The following is a 15,671-nucleotide window of genomic DNA, read 5'->3' as shown; positions in this document are numbered from 1 at the left end:
CCCCATCACCGCGCTATCGCCGTGACGACCCCGTGCATTTTCCTTCCGACGCGCTGCCGTCGTTCATCCCTATCGCCAGCTACTGGCTGGCAGTCGCCCCGTTGGAGGCCCCATTTGCCCCCATGGCCGGCGACGGCTGAACAACGCCCAGCCCGCCGTTCTGATATTGAGTGACCACCCTGCGAATCACCTTGCCGTCGCTTGCGATTCGAGTTCGCTGGGCTTCCGGCGGGAACGGGTCCTCGATATGGATGGCCTTGTTTGCTTCCACGGCATTGCCAGCCCCGAAGGTGATCGTGTCGCGATGATTCATGTAGTCGGCACAGCCGGAGGCGAGGCCGGCGGCTGCAAGGACGAGAAGGAGGCGCTTAGCGTTTTGTAGCAACGGCTTGGACTCCCTGGTTCAGGTCTAGACGATGGCCGTAGGGCCCAGTCACGCCTACGCCGTTGCGAAATCGTCGGAGCATGTCCTTGTCGACTTCCATGACACCGAGCGCGAAAAGCTCGACGTCGTTGGAAGAACGTGTCTGATCGAGCGGACTGTAGAGATCCTCGCCCGGCCGCGCCGGTCGCACTATGTGCGGGGTGACGACGATAACGAGATCGGATTCCCTCTTCTGGAAACTCGTCGAACGGAACAGTGCGCCGAGAACCGGTATCTTCCCGAGGCCCGGCAATTGCTGAATGTCTTTGGCATTGATCGACTGCAGCAGGCCCGCCATCGCAAAGCTCTGGCCGTCGCGAAGCGCTACCGTGGTGCTGGCAGCGCGGGAGATGAACCCGGGATTGCCGTTGACGTTGATCGATGGATCCAGCTCGGAAACCTCAGGCTCGATCTCCAGATTGATGACGCCGTCGTCAAGGACCACCGGCTTGAAGGTCAGCCGCACACCGAAAGGACGATAGTCCGTCTCGGTGGCTACCGTCGAACCGTTGTTCGTCGTCTTTAGGATCGGCACTTCACCGCCGGCATGGAAGCTGGCGGTCGAGCCGCTCATGGCGATGAGGTTCGGCTGAGCCAGGCGGCGCACCAACCCCTTCTGCTCGAGCGCGTTGATGACCACGTCGATGTGGCCGCCCGAGATTTCCAGCACCTTGGCGATCAACTGGCCAAAGGGCAGCGCACCCGTTGCCGCACCCTTGGGATCGAGGAGGGTACGGGCTAGGTTGCCGTTATCGTTCACCGCGATTCCCTGGCTGGTCGTTGCCTTGCCGATGCGGTTGTTGTTGCCGTACCCGGACCAACCGATCCCGAGGTCACGACCCGTCTGGCGCGAGGCTTCGATGACACGGACCTCCAGCATCACCTGCTGGCTGTCACTGACACGCAACTGGTTCAGCACCGGTTGGTCGGAATAAGACTGGGCGATTTCCATCACCCGCTGCAGTTCGATGCCGTCACGGACGATGCCCGTCAGGCGAATGCGATCGTTGGAGTTGATTACCCTGACCCGGGCCGAGGGCGCGGCAGAGCGAATCGCGGAGGCGACTTCGCTGAAGTCGCTGGCAACGCGGATGTCGATGACGCCGAGAAGCGACTTATCATCGCCATAGACCGAGATATTGGTGGCCCCGGTCTTCTTGCCGCGGATGAACAGCGACCGGTCGGAAAGCGGCACCACGTCGATCATATCGGCGCTGCCGATGACGAGATCGCCGAAGGCCTGGCCGGTATTCAGCGTCAGCGTTTCATTCGGAGGCAAGGTCACATGCTGGACCGATTTGCCGAGCGTGACGAACTTTTCCTGTGCGTTGGCGCAGCCGGCAAATCCGGGCCCTAAACACACACAGGCCGAAAACACTGCCGCTAGCGCCGCAAGGCTTTTCATCCTTGCGCTTCTTCCCTTGCCGTTCGCCATGCCTGCTTTTGCCCCCTCATTCGGCCGGCCGCACCTGCGGCATGCCGCATAAATATCACTGGCCGACTCGGTGCTCCTCGCGCTTCGTCGTGTTCCAGACTCCCACTGTCACCCATTTTGGCTCAACCGGCAACACTGGCTCGACCTTCTGCTCCGCAATCTGCACTTGTTTTTCAGGTTCTGGCAACTTAATATTTTCCAGATCCTTGCTAAGTTCCGTCGCCATCGCCCCGCCACCGAGGTCGGCAATGGTGATCGGCCGGGTCTGCTCGATAGAGGAAGAGGCAACATTGCGAAGCGCCAGCGAGAGCGTGCCGATGCTGGAACCGAGGGTAAGGCGCTGGGCCTCATCGGTCGTGACCTCGAAAGTCACGGTTTTGACGACGGATGGTTCGTCCTTGCGTTCGTCCGCCGTCTGGTCCACCGCCAGCACCTTGACGCCTTGCAGCAGCACGTCGACGAAGGTCTGGTCGTTGCCTGCCGGCCCGCGTACGACCCGCGTCAGAAGTACGTCCACGCGATCGGAGGGCCTGACGAAGCCGGCAACGCCAAGCACGTCGTTGACGCGGATGGAGATCGCCTTCATGCCCTGGTCGAGCGCCGCCGACAGCGTCGCGCGTTCGCCGGTACCGGTGATTTTCGAGGATAGCACCGGTTCGCCAGGGTCGATCGCCGCCATGGCATAACGCGGTTGGGCATCGTTGCCAACGACCGCCTCGATGCTGACGAATGAGCCTGCGGGTGTTTCATTGGAAGGCCAGGGAATGGCCCTGAGATTTTCGGAACGAACTCGATCACCGAAGCGCATCGGCGTGGCGGCGACGACAAGTGTTCTCTCCTCAGCCTTCATGCCGTTCATGGCCAGCAATCGGGCTTTCTGATCGGAGAGGTACGCGCGCATGCCGAAAACTGCTGCTGCTGCAAGTACAAACGCAATAACCAGACTTAAAATCGTTGACGAACGCATCGCGGTTACTCGCTACACTGGACGGAGTGCATCCATTCATTTTTGCTAATTTAGAAGGGAGGGGTTAACAAAACCCCTCTCTTCTTCGAACGCCAATATCAGGCTGGGACAGCCAACTCGGTCGTGAACCACCCTGCCCATGCCGTCCAAACGGCAGCCAGATTGGTGCCGGCCAATGTTACCGCCGTGATCACGCCGCCAACCAGCAAGGCAAGCAGAATGAGGTATTCAGTAAGTGCGACGCCGTCTTCTTCCCGCGCGAAAGCGCGTACGCTGTTTACAAATGCTTTCATCGAGAATTTACCTCCCAGGTAAGTAGTGCGCCGTAATTTCCCCCGGCACCTTGTCGTCGAGACCGCCCCTTCGACTGGGAATATTAATAATCTGTTAAGTCTAATTTAGTCAAATCTTTTATAGGCGAACTGGCGATATCTATACTTTATGGTTAAAACGGAAATGGAAGAATCGACCGTAAACACCGACTTGTTCGCCGGAATCGAGTGCCCATAACTTACATAGCAAGACTAAAATAGCCCAAGAGGTTGTAGCCTATGCTGCTAATGGTCGATATTATTAGTTCGCTTGCAGTATTTCTTTTTCTCTACGCCGCCTGGAGCGATTTCCGTACATGGAAGATCCCCAACGCCGTCGTGCTCGCGCTCGTAACACTTTATGCCCTGCGGGCGGCGGCCTTGATACTTGGCTCCAAGGATGTCGGCGCGGCGCTGTTTGCTTCGAGCGGAATCGGTGGCCACATAGGGGCCGGTCTGCTGATGTTCATGCTTGGGGTAGCGCTCTGGGCGTTCCGGCTGTTTGGCGCAGGAGACGCCAAGCTTTTCCTGCCGATCGGCCTATTTATAGGATGGCATGGAATGCTGCCGTTTGCGGTGTCGCTCCTTGTCCTCGGCATCGCGACGCTGCTGGCCCTGCGGCTGCCGGTTCCGCTGCCCGTTGCACATCTCGCCTTCTTCATGCGCATTGCGGAAATTCGGACGAGCCGGAAGATACCCTATGGCGTCATCATGGTTTTCGCCACGCTCCTGACCATGGCCTTGCCCATGATCCGACAGCAGCTGCAGTGAGCTGAATCGCACAGGCGCACCCACAGAAGCCAATCTAACCCGGAAAGGCTCTCGCCGTCCTGTTCTCCAGCGCGGCGATTTCCTCGGAGACCTCGCTCAATCGCTGACGCAGGTCGCTGTCGGTACCGTCATCGACCTCTTCCTCGCCAAAACAATAGCGTGCCTCGTGCAGCTCTAGCTTGGCTTCGAGCTCGGCGCGTCTGGCGTATAGGCGTTTGAGATAGCCGTAGTTCATCTCCCGGTCTCCGCATCGTCCGGTGATGGAAAAACGGTGTGGATGCAGTAAGGTTCCGGCTTATCAGGAGAAAGAAGCGATCGCTGCTCTGCAGGCCTTGGCGAAATGGCCGCAACAGCCGGCGGCGCCCATAGCCTGGCGACTGACGCGCGCGCCTTCGAGCAGCAGCGTCAGCGTATCGGCAAGAAGTTGAGGTTCGCGCGCACCGGCCGCCGAACAGAGTGCGGCGAGGTGATCGCGCTGCGCGGCCTTGTGCCGCTCGATCATTTCGTGGGCGGGATGGCCCTCCCCCTTGAGCTCGATGGCGGCGTTGGCGAGATCGCAGCCGGCCGGCTCGCCGTTCAGACACTGCGCCCGCATCTCCACCCAGGCGTCCAGCTGGGCGCGGGGATCGCCGGGATAAGCGGCCTCCAGATCGCGCCAGATGGCATCGGCCTTTTCGGAGGCACGCCGCAGCGTCTCGCAGACGAGTTCGTCCTTCGAGCCGAAATGGCGGTAGAGCGTCATCTTGTTGGTCAGGGCGGCGTCGGCGATGGCATCGACGCCGATGCCGCGAATGCCGCGCTCACGGAAAAGCTCCAGGGCCGTCGAGACGATGCGCTCCCGCGGCGGGATGCGATCTTCTGAAACGGCTGTGGAGATTTCATTCGAAGTTTCTGATTTTTTTGCGGACGAAGTCCTTGACATCAATGTGACCGATCGGTAACAACAGCATTGTTACTTACCGGTAACACCACGGGTCGCGAAAGTCAATGCCGAGGGCTGGCAGCGAAACGTGGAACACGGGCGACCGCCCACGAAAGGAGGACAAGCCATGAGAAAGACCAGAGACGACCTGACGATATCCGAAGCCCTTCGCGACCCCCTGATCGCCATGGTGTTGCGCGCCGACGGCGTGAAGCTTGAGGACTTCAAGCAACTCCTGGAGACGGCCGCCGGTAAACGCGAACCGCGCCCGACGCCGGTGGGCAAGATGATCGGAGCGCTTGCGAGCCGCGCCAATCTGCCGGCGATGCCCTGCTTCGGCTGAAAAGCCGCCTGAACACCGGGGGATCTCTCCCTGCCCCCGACAAGGGCTGTCGTCACAGAGAGGCGGCGGCCCTTGCTGCTTGATCGTAGTGTCCGGACAGCGTCCTGAGCGTGGCCGCGACCGCCGATGTCGCCCTGGCATCGAGCCCGATGCCCCTCATGGACTCCACCAGCAACGCCTCCCGCACCGCCCGGTATTTCAGACAGGTTTCAAAGCCCTTGTCTGTGGCGCTGATCAACTTCTCCTTGCCCGCCCGCGCGCTTTTCACGAGACCACGTTTTTCCAGCTTCTTCAGCGCATAAATCACCAGATGCGTATCGTCGACGCCGAGCACGCTGCAGAGATCGGCGAGCCGCTTCGGCCGCTGCCGGTGAGCCACCGAATGCAACACGAGCACGTCGATGGCGGCGCAGCCGGGCTCGCCCGCCGCCGTCATGCAGCGCACCATCCAGCGGTCGAAGGCGTTGCCGGCGAGGATCAGGCCGAACTCCAGCTCCGAAAGGGCGGGAAGCGCGCCGTCGGCCAGATGTGCGGAGGAGACGATCGGCCCGATTGCCGGCTGTATACGCTCACCTGCCATTCCCTTTCCTCCATGAACAAGAAGCCAACGTTGACATTTTACCGATAAATCGTCAATAAATTTCCAGGAACCAGGAGGTTGGAAGATGAGCAGACAGTGGGATTTCTGGATCGATCGCGGCGGTACTTTCACCGATATCGTCGCCCGTCGTCCCGACGGTTCGCTTGTCGCCCACAAGCTGCTTTCGGAAAATCCGGAAGCCTATCGCGACCCGGCGGTGCACGGCATCCGCGAATTGCTCGGCCTTAAGCCCGGTCAGCAGATCCCCTCCGATCTTGTCGGCGCCGTGAAGATGGGAACGACGGTCGCCACCAACGCCCTGCTGGAACGCAAGGGCGACCCCACCCTGCTGGTGACCACGAAAGGTTTCCGCGATGCCCTGGAGATCGGCTACCAGGCCCGCACGGATATTTTCGCCAAGAAAATTATTAAACCCGAACTGCTCTATGCCGATGTCATCGAGGCCGACGAGCGCGTTCTGGCGGATGGCACGATAGAACGCCCCCTCTCGGAGGACGATCTGCGACGCGAACTGGAAGCAGCCTATGAGCAGGGGCTGCGCGCCGTCGCCATCGTTTTCATGCACGCCTACCGCTATCCCCGGCACGAGCAGCAGGCAGCCGCCATTGCGCGCGAGATCGGTTTCACGCAGGTCTCGCCCTCGCACGTCGTCTCGCCGCTGATCAAGCTGGTTGGCCGCGGCGACACCGCCGTCGTCGATGCCTATCTGTCCCCGGTTCTCCGGCGCTATGTCGATCAGGTCGCCGCAGAACTCGGCGCCGTCGAAGGAAAAGGTCCGAAGCTGATGTTCATGCAGTCTTCGGGCGGGCTGACCGATGCGCATCTTTTCCAGGGGAAGGATGCAATCCTTTCAGGCCCCGCGGGCGGAGTGGTCGGCGCGGTCGAGGTCTCGCGCATCGCCGGTTTCGAAAGGATGATCGGCTTCGACATGGGCGGCACCTCGACGGACGTTTCGCATTATGACGGAGAGCTGGAACGCGCTTTCGAGACCGAAGTCGCCGGCGTGCGCATGCGTGCGCCGATGATGAAGATCCACACCGTAGCAGCCGGCGGCGGCTCGATCCTGAGCTATGATGGGTCACGCTTCCGCGTCGGCCCGGAATCGGCCGGCGCCTCGCCCGGCCCGAAATCCTATCGCCGCGGCGGACCGCTGGCCGTCACCGACGCCAACATCATGACCGGCAAGCTGTTGCCGGAATTCTTCCCCGAGATCTTCGGGCCGGAGCAGGACGAGCCGCTCGATGCCGAAGCGGTGCGTTCCGCCTTTGCCGAGATGGCGCAGCATATCGGCGGCGGACGGACGGCTGAAGAGGTCGCCGACGGCTTCCTCGCCATCGCCGTCGAGAACATGGCCAATGCCATCAAGAAGATCTCCGTCCAGCGCGGCTATGACGTCTCGGACTATGCGCTCACCTGCTTCGGCGGCGCCGGCGGCCAGCACGCCTGCCTCGTCGCCGACAGCCTCGGCATGAAGACGGTGCTGATCCATCCCTTCTCCGGCATCCTCTCGGCCTACGGCATGGGGCTCGCCGATATCCGCGCCACACGCCAGCGCGCGGTGTTGACGGAACTCTCCACGGCCTTGACGGCGATCGGCGGCATCAGGACCGAGTTGGAGGAAGAGGTGCGCGGAGAGTTGATGCTGCAGGGCGTCGAAGCTGGCGACATGGAAGTCGTCACCCGCCTGCACCTGCAATATAAAGGCACCGACACGGCCCTGCCCGTCGCCTTTGGGCCGCAGGAGGAGATGACGCAAGCCTTTGCCGTCGCCCATAAGAAGCAGTTCGGCTTCACCTTCGACGACCGGCCTGTCGTTGTCGATTCCATCGAAGTCGAAGGCATCGGCGGCGGCGCCGATATCGAGGAGGCAGACTCACAGGCGGCGATCTTCGCGCCGGAAGCGCTTCGCACGACCCGCTTCTATTCCGGCGGAACCTGGCACGAGGCCGGCATTTTTACGCGTGATGCGCTGAAGCCGGGCGCCGTCGTCAAGGGGCCTGCCCTCATCATCGAAGCGCATCAGACCATCGTCGTCGAGGCCGGCTGGCACGCACGCCTTACCGGCCACGACCATATCGTTCTCACCCGTGAGACCGCACTTTCCCGAAATGCCGCGATCGGGACCAGCGCCGACCCCGTCATGCTCGAAGTCTTCAACAACCTGTTCATGGCGATCGCCGAGCAGATGGGCGTGACGCTGCAGAACACCGCCCATTCGGTCAATATCAAGGAGCGGCTCGACTTCTCCTGCGCGGTTTTCGACCGCACCGGCGCACTAGTCGCCAATGCGCCGCATATGCCGGTGCATCTCGGCTCCATGGACCGCTCGGTCGAAACGATCATCCGCCTCAATGAAGGCCGCATTCGTCCGGGCGACGTTTTCGCGCTCAACGCGCCCTATAATGGCGGTACGCATCTGCCCGACATCACCGTCGTCACGCCAGTATTCGACGATGCGGGAGAGACCATCCTCTTTTACGTCGCCTCGCGCGGCCATCATGCCGATATCGGCGGCAAGGCGCCGGGTTCGATGACGCCGCGGGCGACTGTCGTCGACGAGGAGGGCGTGCTGATCGATAATTTCCTGCTGGTCGACAAGGGGCGTTTCCGCGAAGCCGAATTCGCGGCGATGCTCAGAGACCATCCCTATCCCGCCCGCAATCCCGCCCAGAACCTCGCCGACGTGAAGGCGCAGATCGCCGCCAACGAAAAGGGCGTTCAGGAACTGCGCAAGATGGTCGCCCATTTCGGGCTCGACGTCGTCGAAGCCTATATGGGCCATGTCCAGGACAATGCCGAGGAAAGCGTTCGCCGGGTGATCGCCCGCTTGAGCGACAGCGAATTCACCTATCGCACCGACCAGGGTGCCGTCATCAAGGTGAAGATCACCGTCGACAGGACGGCGCGCGAGGCGACGGTCGATTTCACCGGCACGAGCGCTCAGCAACCGACCAATTTCAATGCACCGGAACCGGTGACGCGCGCCGCCGTGCTCTACGTCTTCCGCGTCATGGTCGAGCAGCCGATTCCAATGAATGCCGGCTGCCTGCGGCCGATCCGGATCATCGTGCCGGACGGTTCGATGCTGCGCCCGGCCTATCCGGCCGCCGTCGTCGCCGGCAATGTCGAGACGAGCCAGCATGTGACGAATGCGCTGTTCGGGGCGCTCGGGACGCTCGCGGCGGCCCAGGGCTCGATGAACAACCTGACCTTCGGCAACACTGTTTATCAATATTACGAAACGATCTGCTCCGGCGGCCCCGCCGGCCTGCTCAACGACGGCACCGGCTTCAGCGGCGTCGACGGCGTGCATACCCACATGACCAATTCGCGGCTGACCGATCCCGAGGTGCTGGAATTCCGCTTTCCCGTCGTGCTGGAAGACTTCCACATCCGCCGGGGCTCCGGCGGCAGAGGACGATACAGCTCCGGCGGCGGGACCGAGCGAACCATCCGCTTCCTGGAAATGATGGATTGCAGCATTCTCTCCTCGCACCGAACGATCCGGCCTTTCGGCCTCTTCGGCGGGGAAGACGGGCAATTGGGGAAAACCGAGATCCGCCGCGCAGACGGCAAGCTCGAAAGGCTGGAAGGCTGCGATCAGGCAATGCTCGCCGCCGGCGACGCCGTGATCATCACGACGCCGACCGGCGGTGGCTACGGCAAGCCTCACTGAAGCGCCCATCCTACCAGAACGTGATTACGCGCTTCAGCTCCTTGTTTTGATGCATGCCTTTGTCCCGGAACCGCCAATTCCGGGCGACATGCACTAAAGGATCGGCTTGCCGCCTGTGACCGCGATTGTCGTGCCGGAGACATAGCTCGACAAGGGATCGGCCAGCATGACATAGGCGGTGGCCAGCTCAGCCGGCTGGCCTGGCCGTTTCATCGGCACCTGCTTGCCGAAATTGCTGACGCTGTCTTCGGGAAGCGTCGAGGGGATGAGCGGCGTCCAGATGGGGCCTGGGGCCACGGCATTGGCGCGAATGCCCTTTTCGGCCAGAAGCTGGGCCAGACCGGCGGTGAAATTCTGAATCGCGCCCTTCGTCGTTGCATAGGCAAGCAGCGTCGGGTTCGGATTGTCCGAATTGATCGAGGCCGTATTGATGATGGCGCTGCCGGGCTTCATATGGGCTACGGCAGCCTTGGTGAGATAGAACATGGCGTGGATATTGACCTTGAAGGTCAGTTCCCATTCCTCGTCGCTGATCTCATCGATGCTCTTGAAGCTTGCCTGATGCGCGGCGTTGTTGACGAGAATGTCGATGCCACCGAGCTCCTTGACCGCCGTCTCGACGATCTGCCGGCAATGGGCGGGATCCTGAATATCGCCGCTGACGAGCACGGCCTTGCGGCCGGCCTGTTCGACGAGCCGCTTCGTCTCGTCGGCATCCTCATCCTCGTCGAGATAGGAGATCAACAGATCGGCGCCTTCCCGGGCATAGGCGATCGCCACAGCCCGGCCGATGCCGCTATCGCCGCCGGTAATGATCGCCCGCTTGCCCTTGAGCCGCTCGGATCCGCGGTAGCTTTTCTCGCCGTGATCGGGAACCGGATCCATTTGCGCCGTGAAGCCAGGCATCGGCTGTTTCTGGGATGGGAAAGGGGGTGTTGGATAATTCGTCATCGTAGCCTCCTGAGTTGAGGGACAAACTCAGGCTGCGGCTCGTTGTTCCAGCCAGATTCCATGCGGCCACCTACAAAATGTTGGGATTTGCCACAGCGCCCGCTGTCCCATAATAATGTAATATGGTCGCAGTGTTCATGAGGTGCATGGAATTGGACGGAAAGACATCGCCCGCAGTTTACTCCGAAGATGACAGCCTTGCCGGCGAGGTCGGCGGCAAGGGCGCGCGCCGCGCGCGCGTCAGCGGCATCGACCGCGCCCTTCAGGTGATCGATCATCTCTACGAGACGGGATCGCCCGCCGGCGTCTATGCCATCGCCAAGGCGGTGAAGGCGCCGCTTTCGACCGTCTACGTCATCGTCGACGACCTCGTCGAAAAGAATATGCTGACACGCCAGGCGGACGGCTCGATCTGGCTTGGCGCCCGGCTCTACCATTACGGCCTTGCCTATGCCCGGTCGCTGGATTTCATGAGCATCGCCACCCACGAAATGCATGACCTCTGTCGGCAGGCAGGCGAAACCGTGCAGGTTTGCGGCCGCGACGGCGATTACATGCTGGTGCTTGCGATGGCCGATGGCCCGAGCCACTTCCAGGTGGCGTCTCGCGTCGGCACCCGGGTGCCGCTCAACTGGACGGCGTCGGGCCGCCTGCTCGTCGGCCACCTGCCCGAGGAAGAGCGCATCGAGCTTTTCAAGCGCTGTGCCCGCTCGTCGCCGACCGGCCGCGCCGAGATCGATCCGCGCACCCTCTCGGAAGCAGCCGGCAAGGCCTTCGAGTCGCGCCTGTCGATCCAGGCAGGCGAATCCGACTATGCGGTCGCGTGCATCGCCTCGCCGATCTGCGATCGCGACGGGCAGTGCGTCGCCACGATTTCGATCGTGCTGCCGGAGCAGAAGGCGTTTTCCGACGAAAACCACTATACGGCGCATGTGCGCAGTTCGGCGGAGCGGATCGAAAAACTGATGGGCTGGCGCAACCGCTGACGGCTGCCGTTAGCCGAATCTATCTGTAGGAATAGCCGTGGCTGTGACGCACGAGCTTGCGCGCCCGCGGCACATAACGGCTGGCGGCGAAGGCCTCGGCACCCATTACGGCATAGCGCGGCTCGAACAGCTTTTTGAGGACGGAGAGGTCGCCATTGGAATCCGTCGCTTCGAGCTCGGAGTCGACGAGGTCGAAAACGGTAAACTCGGCTTGAGCGCCGACCGAAAGCCGGCCCTCCATGGGCAGCTTGATGACGGAGGCCGGCGCGTGGGTAACGGCTTCCACGACCTTGTCGAAGGGCATGCCGACGCTCAGCAGCTTCGACATCGTCGTCGCCAGATCCCAGACCGGAAAGTTCATCGAATGTCCGTGCAGGTCCGTCGAGATCGAGAACGGCAGAAGCCCGCGCGCGATCGCCGCTTCGGCGACCTTGAAGGAGAAGGAAGCGCCGCCATGGCCGATGTCGAGGCGGATGCCTTCCGAGGCGCAGCGCTCGGCGAGATTGAAGAGATCCTCGTCCTCCATGATGCTCGAGCCGGCCTTGCCGTTGAAGCAGTGGGTGACGACGTCGCCGGGGCCGAGAATTTCGAGCACTTCGTCATAAAGCGCCGGCGGTTCGCCGACATGCACCATCATCGGCACCTTCAGGATCTTGGCGATCTTCTTGCCGAGTTTGACAGGAGTGACGCCCCAGGAGCCGGTGATGACGTGGCTGGCGCGTACCTTGATGCCGACGATGTGCTCGCTGTTTTCGGCATAGACCTCAAGGATTCTGTCGAGATCGATATCCCTTATATCCCTGAGTTCGGCGACCCGGTTGCAGGCGACGAGACCGATCGAGCCGAGGTTCAGGAAGGCCTTGATACGCTCGCGCGAGGGCTCGATGATATATTCGCGGAAGCCGTGGAAATTCGCCTCGCCGGCCGAACCGGCATCGACCAGAGTGGTGACGCCGCGCTCGAGACCGCATTCGGAGGGGCGGATGGAGATATCGGTGCCGCCATGCCAGATATGCACATGCAGGTCGATCCAGCCCGGCGAGACGAAAGCACCCTTGCCGTCGATGCGTGTTGCCTCCTCGGAGACCACAATTGACGGACCGATCTCGGCGATCCTGCCATCGGGATCGACGAGAATGTCGATCGGCCCCTCGCCTGAACCGACGCCGAAAGCGATCGGCCTGACGTTGGTGAGGAGAAGCGGCTTCTTCGCCTGTTCGCCGGACATGTGATGCTATCCTTTCGAAGACGCGGGAACCTGTCTGCAGGTTATCATGGAAGGTGATAGGGAGGCCGTGGATGGAGCCTCACCCTACAATTGGTCAATTCCACAACTGTGATAGATAAAGCTTTATAATAGAATAAAGGCAGCAGCATCGCTGTCAAGGAGTATGACACCGGCTTGCCGATCAGCAGCCGGCAACCGGCGCTCGCTTCGCAATAGCTTAGTTTCGAAGATCGGCGCCCACTCAGTCGTCAAGGACCGAAAATTCGATCTGTTCCAGGTGATCCGGATCGGCGACGGCGTCGATTGCGGCAATCCGGCCCTCTTCGATCGTCAGCGACACCGCCACGCGAACTTGGCCTCCGACGAGCACGACAAAGCCGAGCTCACCCTCGACGATGGCCATTTGAGCCGCCTGCGCCCGGCCCTTGAAGGCTTCGGCCACGGCGGTCGCGCCGCGCATTGCGCCGATGCCGTATCGGGCAGCCGTCGCATCCGGCCGGAAGACGACGTCTGGGGCGAGCACCGCAACCAGCGCCCCCAGATCGCCGTTGCGCGACGCCGTCAGAAAGGCCTCCGCGATCGTCCGCTTGCGGCCGAGGTCTACCTCCGGCGCTTCGCCCGTGCCCTGCACGCGGCGGCGGGCGCGGCTTGCGAGCTGCCGGGTGGCGGCGGACGAACGGCCGATGATCGGAGCGATCTCGTCGAAGGGCAGATCGAACATGTCGTGCAGCACGAAGGCGACGCGCTCGGCAGGCGCCAGAGTTTGTAGCACAACGAGCAGCGCTAGACCGACCGAATCGGCAAAGGCGGCTTCCCGCTCCGGGTCCTTGGCGGGATCGACAATCGCCGCGTGCACAGGCATTTCCAGCGGCTCCTCGCGCCGGCTCTTGCGGGCGCGCAGCATGTCGAGGCAGATGCGCGCCACCACGGTCGTGAGCCAGCCTCCGAGATTGTCGACCCCTGTCGTGTCGGTGCGGTTGAGGCGCAGCCATGCCTCCTGAACGGCATCCTCCGCCTCGCTGCGCGAACCGAGCATACGGTAGGCCGCCGCCCTCAAATGCGACCGGTTCGCCTCGAATTCGTCCGCCAGCCATCTTTTCTCGTCCACTTGTCACATTCCTCCGCTGGGTTGCGTCAAGGCCATGACGAATGAAATCCGGCCGGTGTGACAGGGCCGGCGGATCGTCGAACACGAAACGCATCAAGGAGACATATCATGCAGGAGAGAATGGGAAATCCCGCCCTTGTCCTTCCCGCGGCCATGCAGGCGCTCAATGCACTCGGCAAGGTACCGGCCGAAGCAGGCCTTTCGCCAAAGCTGCTCGAGCTCGTCAATCTGCGCGCCAGCCAGATCAACGGCTGCAGCGTCTGCATCGATGGCCATTGGCGCATTGCCCGCAAACACGGCGAGAGCGATGAGCGTCTCTTTGCCATCGCTGGCTGGCGCGATGCCCCCTACTATAGCGATGCCGAGCGGGCAGCCCTCGCCTTGACCGAGGCGGTGACTCGCGCCAGCGACCGCGCCGACCCCGTGCCTGACGAAATTTGGGACGAGGCGACCCGGCATTATGACGGCCGGAGCCTTGCAGCTCTCGTCATCGCCATCGCGAATATCAATGTGTGGAACCGGCTGAACATCGCCACCCGCCAGATTGCCGGCGCCTGGAAACCGTAGAGTTCGGTAGCCGGCAGCGCTTTAGCCAGCGCTGCCGTCAGCAATGCTTTCACCCGGGCGGGCAGCTCAGATGATGCCGCCGCCACCGGCAACCGACGCCGGACGCTCGTCCGACACCTTCTTGCGGTAGCCGCTGGCGCGATAGGCGGCGATTGGGTCGATTGCGCCGCCGGCCCGGCGGCGCGCTTCGGCAAGGATTGGCTCCACATCGGCGCGATAGGCGCGCTTCAGCGTTTCCGACGCCATCAGCGCGTCATTGTCGTGCTGGTAACCCTCGAGCGCCTTACGGTCGACGAGGAGCGCCTGGGCATAGGCGCGGCGGATTTCGTTGGCGCTATTGATCAGGCTCTCGATCGGATCTGTGACATTGTGCGACTGGTCGATCATGTGAGCTGGGTTGAAGTCGTTGACGCCGCGCTGCTCGGCATCGACAAGCTCGTTGAAAACCAGGAAAAGCCGGTAGGGATCGATCACGCCGGCATCGAGATCGTCATCGCCATATTTCGAATCGTTGAAATGGAAGCCGCCGAGCTTGCCGAACTGGATCAGGCGGGCAACGATCATCTCAATATTGGTATTCGGCGCATGGTGGCCGAGATCGACGAGGCAATATGCCTTCGGGCCAAGCGTCTGGGCGATCAGGTAATTGGTGCCCCAATCCTGAACGATCGTCGAATAGAAGGCCGGCTCATACATCTTGTGCTCGGAGAAGAGCTTCCAATCGTCGGGCAAGGCTTTGTAAATGTCAGCCATCGAGGCGAGGTAACGCTCGAACGCCTTGGTGAAATTGCTCTGGCCGGGGAAGTTCGAACCGTCGCCGATCCAGACCGTCAGCGCCTTGGAGCCGATCGTCTTGCCGATCTCGATGCATTCGAGATTGTGCTCGACCGCCTGTGCCCTGGTTGCCGCATCGGTGTGACTGAGCGAGCCGTATTTGTAGGAATGGGCCTTGCCCGGCGCGTCGGAAAAGGTGTTCGAATTCATTGCGTCGAAGCCGAGGCCGAGCGCATCGCCCTTGGCCTTCAACTCTCGTGCATCCGCCTTGTCCCAGGGAATATGCAGAGAGACATTCGGCGTTGCCTGGGTCAACTGATTGATGACGGCGCAATCGTCGAGCTTGTCGAAGATGCCGCGCGGTTCTCCGGTGCCGGGAAAGCGGGCAAAGCGCGTGCCTCCAGTCCCCACGCCCCAGGAAGGAACCGCGACGAAGAACTCAGCCACCTTGCCGGTGACAGTTTCGATATCGACGCCGCGGCGCGCAAGCGTCGCACCCAGTGCTTCGTAATCGGCTTTCAGCGCCGCTGTCCGTTTTTCATTTTCCGTCGCCACCAGATCCGGCGCAATCCTGAATTCAGCCATTGTTTCCTCCCACGTCGCGAAC

Annotated in this window: 16 protein-coding genes; 5 read left to right on the top strand and 11 right to left on the bottom strand. The window is 61.9% G+C overall.

Annotated features, from left to right (window positions below; all coding sequences use genetic code 11):
- Positions 1-79: 79 nt before the first annotated feature.
- The 4 genes from J2J98_RS25315 to J2J98_RS25300 all read right to left on the bottom strand — a co-directional run bounded on the left by J2J98_RS25315 (position 80) and on the right by J2J98_RS25300 (position 3,119).
- A complete protein-coding gene (locus J2J98_RS25315; RefSeq protein WP_064692350.1) occupies positions 80-385 on the bottom strand; it encodes a hypothetical protein in 306 nt (101 codons plus the stop codon).
- The gene (locus J2J98_RS25310; protein ID WP_207603563.1) at positions 369-1,859 is read right to left on the bottom strand and encodes a type II and III secretion system protein family protein; all 1,491 of its coding nucleotides are present in this window, start codon (positions 1,857-1,859) and stop codon (positions 369-371) included. Before J2J98_RS25310 ends, J2J98_RS25315 begins: the two co-directional genes overlap by 17 nt.
- Before the next feature lie 55 nt (positions 1,860-1,914).
- Positions 1,915-2,826 carry a Flp pilus assembly protein CpaB gene (gene cpaB, locus J2J98_RS25305; RefSeq protein WP_207603562.1) on the bottom strand — a complete coding sequence of 304 codons (912 nt, stop codon included), beginning with the start codon at positions 2,824-2,826 and terminating at the stop codon, positions 1,915-1,917.
- Between the two features lie 98 nt (positions 2,827-2,924).
- Positions 2,925-3,119 carry a Flp family type IVb pilin gene (locus tag J2J98_RS25300; RefSeq protein WP_040112809.1) on the bottom strand — a complete coding sequence of 65 codons (195 nt, stop codon included), beginning with the start codon at positions 3,117-3,119 and terminating at the stop codon, positions 2,925-2,927.
- Between the two features lie 258 nt (positions 3,120-3,377).
- Here J2J98_RS25300 and J2J98_RS25295 point away from each other — a divergent pair, with 258 nt between their 5' ends.
- The gene (locus J2J98_RS25295) at positions 3,378-3,908 is read left to right on the top strand and encodes a prepilin peptidase (protein WP_207603561.1); all 531 of its coding nucleotides are present in this window, start codon (positions 3,378-3,380) and stop codon (positions 3,906-3,908) included.
- 34 nt (positions 3,909-3,942) lie between these two features.
- Here the strand turns inward: J2J98_RS25295 and J2J98_RS25290 are convergent, their stop codons facing one another.
- Positions 3,943-4,143: a hypothetical protein gene (locus tag J2J98_RS25290; protein WP_207603560.1), complete on the bottom strand. Its 201-nt coding sequence runs from the start codon at positions 4,141-4,143 to the stop codon at positions 3,943-3,945.
- Between the two features lie 63 nt (positions 4,144-4,206).
- Positions 4,207-4,830 (bottom strand): TetR/AcrR family transcriptional regulator, encoded by a 624-nt coding sequence (locus J2J98_RS25285; protein ID WP_138395657.1) that lies wholly within the window; start codon positions 4,828-4,830, stop codon positions 4,207-4,209.
- Between the two features lie 127 nt (positions 4,831-4,957).
- Here J2J98_RS25285 and J2J98_RS25280 point away from each other — a divergent pair, with 127 nt between their 5' ends.
- A complete protein-coding gene (locus J2J98_RS25280) occupies positions 4,958-5,173 on the top strand; it encodes a hypothetical protein (RefSeq protein ID WP_009994565.1) in 216 nt (71 codons plus the stop codon).
- Positions 5,174-5,225: 52 nt separating this feature from the next.
- Here J2J98_RS25280 and J2J98_RS25275 read toward each other — a convergent pair whose 3' ends face one another.
- The gene (locus J2J98_RS25275) at positions 5,226-5,753 is read right to left on the bottom strand and encodes a winged helix DNA-binding protein (RefSeq protein ID WP_138395658.1); all 528 of its coding nucleotides are present in this window, start codon (positions 5,751-5,753) and stop codon (positions 5,226-5,228) included.
- Positions 5,754-5,838: 85 nt separating this feature from the next.
- Here J2J98_RS25275 and J2J98_RS25270 point away from each other — a divergent pair, with 85 nt between their 5' ends.
- Positions 5,839-9,450: a hydantoinase B/oxoprolinase family protein gene (locus J2J98_RS25270; protein WP_207603559.1), complete on the top strand. Its 3,612-nt coding sequence runs from the start codon at positions 5,839-5,841 to the stop codon at positions 9,448-9,450.
- A gap of 93 nt (positions 9,451-9,543) precedes the next feature.
- Here J2J98_RS25270 and J2J98_RS25265 read toward each other — a convergent pair whose 3' ends face one another.
- The gene (locus J2J98_RS25265) at positions 9,544-10,401 is read right to left on the bottom strand and encodes an SDR family oxidoreductase (protein WP_064707146.1); all 858 of its coding nucleotides are present in this window, start codon (positions 10,399-10,401) and stop codon (positions 9,544-9,546) included.
- A 146-nt stretch (positions 10,402-10,547) separates the two neighbouring features.
- On the opposite strand from J2J98_RS25265, the gene J2J98_RS25260 reads away from it, so the two are divergent.
- On the top strand, positions 10,548-11,387 hold the full coding sequence (locus J2J98_RS25260) for an IclR family transcriptional regulator (RefSeq protein ID WP_138395660.1): 840 nt from the start codon (positions 10,548-10,550) through the stop codon (positions 11,385-11,387).
- A 19-nt stretch (positions 11,388-11,406) separates the two neighbouring features.
- Here the strand turns inward: J2J98_RS25260 and J2J98_RS25255 are convergent, their stop codons facing one another.
- Both J2J98_RS25255 and J2J98_RS25250 read right to left on the bottom strand, forming a co-directional pair.
- Positions 11,407-12,615, bottom strand: a complete 1,209-nt coding sequence (locus tag J2J98_RS25255; RefSeq protein WP_207603558.1) for an amidohydrolase/deacetylase family metallohydrolase — start codon at positions 12,613-12,615, stop codon at positions 11,407-11,409.
- A 241-nt stretch (positions 12,616-12,856) separates the two neighbouring features.
- On the bottom strand, positions 12,857-13,723 hold the full coding sequence (locus J2J98_RS25250) for a sigma-70 family RNA polymerase sigma factor (RefSeq protein WP_207603557.1): 867 nt from the start codon (positions 13,721-13,723) through the stop codon (positions 12,857-12,859).
- Between the two features lie 108 nt (positions 13,724-13,831).
- Here J2J98_RS25250 and J2J98_RS25245 point away from each other — a divergent pair, with 108 nt between their 5' ends.
- Positions 13,832-14,290 carry a carboxymuconolactone decarboxylase family protein gene (locus J2J98_RS25245; RefSeq protein WP_138395663.1) on the top strand — a complete coding sequence of 153 codons (459 nt, stop codon included), beginning with the start codon at positions 13,832-13,834 and terminating at the stop codon, positions 14,288-14,290.
- Between the two features lie 66 nt (positions 14,291-14,356).
- Here J2J98_RS25245 and rhaI read toward each other — a convergent pair whose 3' ends face one another.
- The gene (rhaI, locus tag J2J98_RS25240) at positions 14,357-15,649 is read right to left on the bottom strand and encodes an L-rhamnose catabolism isomerase (RefSeq protein ID WP_207603556.1); all 1,293 of its coding nucleotides are present in this window, start codon (positions 15,647-15,649) and stop codon (positions 14,357-14,359) included.
- Between the last annotated feature and the right edge of the window lie 22 nt (positions 15,650-15,671).

Origin of the sequence: Rhizobium bangladeshense (assembly GCF_017357245.1) — a bacterium.
Lineage (GTDB): Bacteria > Pseudomonadota > Alphaproteobacteria > Rhizobiales > Rhizobiaceae > Rhizobium > Rhizobium bangladeshense.
The sequence above is the reverse complement of the archived record's forward strand: the minus strand, read 5'-3'. Positions and strand labels throughout refer to the sequence as shown.